Annotated in this window: 3 protein-coding genes; 2 read left to right on the top strand and 1 reads right to left on the bottom strand. The window is 57.7% G+C overall.

Annotation, left to right across the window (positions count from 1 at the left end; genetic code table 11):
• Positions 1-131 precede the first annotated feature (131 nt).
• Together FEM54_RS29350 and FEM54_RS29345 are read left to right on the top strand one after the other, a co-directional pair.
• Complete coding sequence (locus FEM54_RS29350) at positions 132-1337, top strand: EAL domain-containing response regulator (RefSeq protein WP_138453938.1); 1206 nt, start codon at positions 132-134, stop codon at positions 1335-1337.
• A gap of 32 nt (positions 1338-1369) precedes the next feature.
• A complete protein-coding gene (locus FEM54_RS29345) occupies positions 1370-1795 on the top strand; it encodes an ANTAR domain-containing protein (protein WP_138453937.1) in 426 nt (141 codons plus the stop codon).
• 70 nt (positions 1796-1865) lie between these two features.
• Here FEM54_RS29345 and FEM54_RS29340 read toward each other — a convergent pair whose 3' ends face one another.
• Entirely contained in the window at positions 1866-2747 is an 882-nt protein-coding gene (locus FEM54_RS29340) for a hypothetical protein (protein ID WP_138453936.1), read from the bottom strand.
• Positions 2748-2929 lie beyond the last annotated feature (182 nt).

The following is a 2929-nucleotide window of genomic DNA, read 5'->3' as shown; positions in this document are numbered from 1 at the left end:
CCTGAATACACCTGCTCCCTTGGGGAGCGGGCGTTGAGGTCCATCAACCTTGTTTGAGTGGGCATCGGCTACCACCAGCAATCAGGGCGTATCGGGCGTTCGTGCTGCAACCCAATTGTGGAGAATCAGTGATGCAAGTGTTGCCCCTCCGAGTGCTGGTGCTGGAGGACCATCTGTTCCAGCAAACCGTCGCCGTCAACCTGCTGAAGAAGCTTGGCTGTCAGGATGTGTTCAGTGCTTCCAACGGCACCCAGGCCCTGGAGACCCTGCAACGGGTCGGTCCGGTGGACATTGTGGTGTGTGACCTGCGTATGGAAGGCATGGATGGCCTGGAGTTTTTGCAACGTGTGGCTCGCGTTGGCCTGGTGGGCGCGGTGATTCTCAGCAGTTCCCTCTCAGGAGACGTACGCCAGGCCGCTCGGCAATTGGTGACGCTACTGGGGCTGCCGCTATTGGGCGACCTCGGCAAGCCGCTGCACGCTGAAGCCCTGAACGAGCTGTTGCATAAACACTTGAGCGATCCCAGGATCGCGCCGATGAGCCTCAAGCCCCTGGAGCTGGCGCAAGCTGGCGAAGTTCGCTCGGCCATGCATCAAAAGCAAATGGAAACGTACTTCCAACCCAAGGTCAATTTGCTCAATGGTGATGTGATTGGCGTCGAGGCGCTGACACGATGGAACCACCCGACCCAAGGGGTGGTTTCTCCGGCGGTGTTCATGCCTGCCATTGAAAGTTGCGGGTTGCTCAATGAGTTACTGTTCAGCCAGATCAGGCAAGGCCTGGCGTTGGCGCGCGAGGCTTCGAGTCGCGGGCATATGTTGAATATTGCATTCAACCTGGAGCCGGTGCAGCTCTCCAATCCCGAACTGGTTTCCATCATCCGCAGCATTTTGTGCAGCTTCGGGCTACCGGCTTCCAGTCTGACATTTGAATTGACTGAAAGCGGTTTGCTCGAAGCGTCGGCCACCTGCCTGGAAAGCCTCGTGCGGTTGCGCATGATGGGTTGCAGGTTATCCATCGATGATTTTGGCGTGGGGTTTTCCTCCCTGCAGCGCTTGTGCCAGCTGCCCTTCAACGAGATCAAACTCGATCGCGAGTTCGTTCGGGGGCTGGACCATGACCCAAGATGCGTCGCGGTGATCAAGTGCACACTCGAGCTGGGCAGGGCGCTAGGCATGTCGGTGGTTGTCGAGGGCATTGAAAAACAAGATCAATATCAACAGTTGCTGGAGCTTGGGTGTGTGCAAGGGCAGGGCTATTTCTTTGCAAAACCCATGACCGAACAAGATTTTTTGACTTGGCTGGGAGCGCGCACCCCCTCTGGAAAGCGCGTCTGACGGTCTGCTGACTGGTTTGGAAGGATATATAAATGCCCACACGTTCTTTACGCATCTTGATTGCCGATCACGTCCACTTGCAGCGCTTGAACCTCGAACGGATGCTCAATCACTGCGGCTACCATCGAGTGGCGCCCGTCTCTTCGTTGGAGGAGTTGCTGGCGATGATCGACCATGCCATCGATCCCTTCGATTTGTTGCTCATCAACAGCGCATTTGTCGGTGGCGCCATGCTCGACCTTGAAGCGTTCTGCCATGATTGCCCGCGTGTGCACCATGCGTTGATTTACGAAGGGCTGCCCCTGACGGAGCCAAAGGCCGAAGGAAAGCCGCCGGCAAGGGTGATCAAAAAGTTGCCGGGCGTTCCGGATACCGCTGCCATCAAAGGTTTTATGGACCAGATCGACCCCGCACGACCGACCCCTTCACGGTATTTTTTCCGCACGCCTGCCCGCTGAACGGGCGGCGCGCGCACTCGCTACGTGCTTACCTCCCTAAGTCGCTTTACTGCTCAACCCACGCAGCGTCCTAAGGCGTTGGTGTGTTCTTCAGCTGTTTGGCGGTGCTGGGAAGGTAGGCCACCTTCAAAAAGTAATCCTTGCCCAACAGCTTGCCCTCGCCAAACCAGGTCATGCCATTCTGCTGCAGTTTCAACCCGGAAAAATCATACTCGAACAGGGTACGGGTACTGCTGACGAACATGAACTGATCCGCGTCCAGCTTCAGCACTTTATATTCGGTGCCGGGCGGGGGCGTCTGCTCTTTCAAACGCAGCAGATAGTCGGCTGCCAGGCCCGCGAACATCTCCATGGATAACTGGCGGTATTGTTCCAGCGTCAGCCCTGGACGCTGTTGCAGCTCGGTGGCGATCAGCGCGAAAAAATCCGCATTGGTTTGTGCGATCGCCAGCTTGCCCGGCAGACTCGCCAGCAGTTTTGCCTGATCGATCTGAGGCTCACGTTTTTCTACCGGTTTGTTCTTGTCCTGGGGCGGGGCACTTGCCTGCTCGACCAGCAAACCGTTCAAGCTCAAGGGTGACAGCACGCTGATTGCCAGATACGCCGCGCAGGCACGGGTCTGCGCCTGGCGGTCACCGTTTACCAGCAACGACAATGGGTGGCCCTGTGGGGGAATGCTTTGTGCGTTGCCGCCTTGCTGCTGGATGAAGTGGTTGACGTTTGCCTGCTGGGTCTCGCCTTTGGCCAGGGCGCAGATCTGTTCCATGGCCAAGGGGTTTTTATGCGGGACGAGGGCGTCTGCCAGGCTGAACACCGCGCTTTGCAGGATGGGCAGGGCGGGCACGGCGAGCCACTCGGGCTGGCTGGCAGTAGGGGGAGAGGTTTTTTCCTGGCACCCGGCCAGGCCCAGGCAAGCGATCAAACCAAAGCATAGCGGCAGTTGGGTTTTCATTCAGGGGATCCTGTCGTGGGCAATCCGTAGGTGGGCATAGGGATGTAACTCAGCGTAGAAGAAAAATGCCCTGTGCGAGCCTGATGCAAATCTGAAGGCAGGTGAACCAAATGTGGGAGGGGGCTTGCCCCCGATAGCGCCGGATCAGTCACTGATGCTGTGAATGACACACTGCTATCGGG

This window comes from Pseudomonas edaphica, assembly GCF_005863185.1.
GTDB lineage: Bacteria > Pseudomonadota > Gammaproteobacteria > Pseudomonadales > Pseudomonadaceae > Aquipseudomonas > Aquipseudomonas edaphica.
The sequence above is the reverse complement of the archived record's forward strand: the minus strand, read 5'-3'. Positions and strand labels throughout refer to the sequence as shown.

What these genes read in the sequence shown, in the direction of transcription:
- FEM54_RS29345 (WP_138453937.1), top strand. Translation starts at nt 1,370, where the DNA reads ATGCCCACACGTTCTTTACGCATCTTGATTGCCGATCACGTCCACTTG.
- FEM54_RS29350 (WP_138453938.1), top strand. Translation starts at nt 132, where the DNA reads ATGCAAGTGTTGCCCCTCCGAGTGCTGGTGCTGGAGGACCATCTGTTC.
- FEM54_RS29340 (WP_138453936.1), bottom strand. Translation starts at nt 2,747, where the DNA reads ATGAAAACCCAACTGCCGCTATGCTTTGGTTTGATCGCTTGCCTGGGC.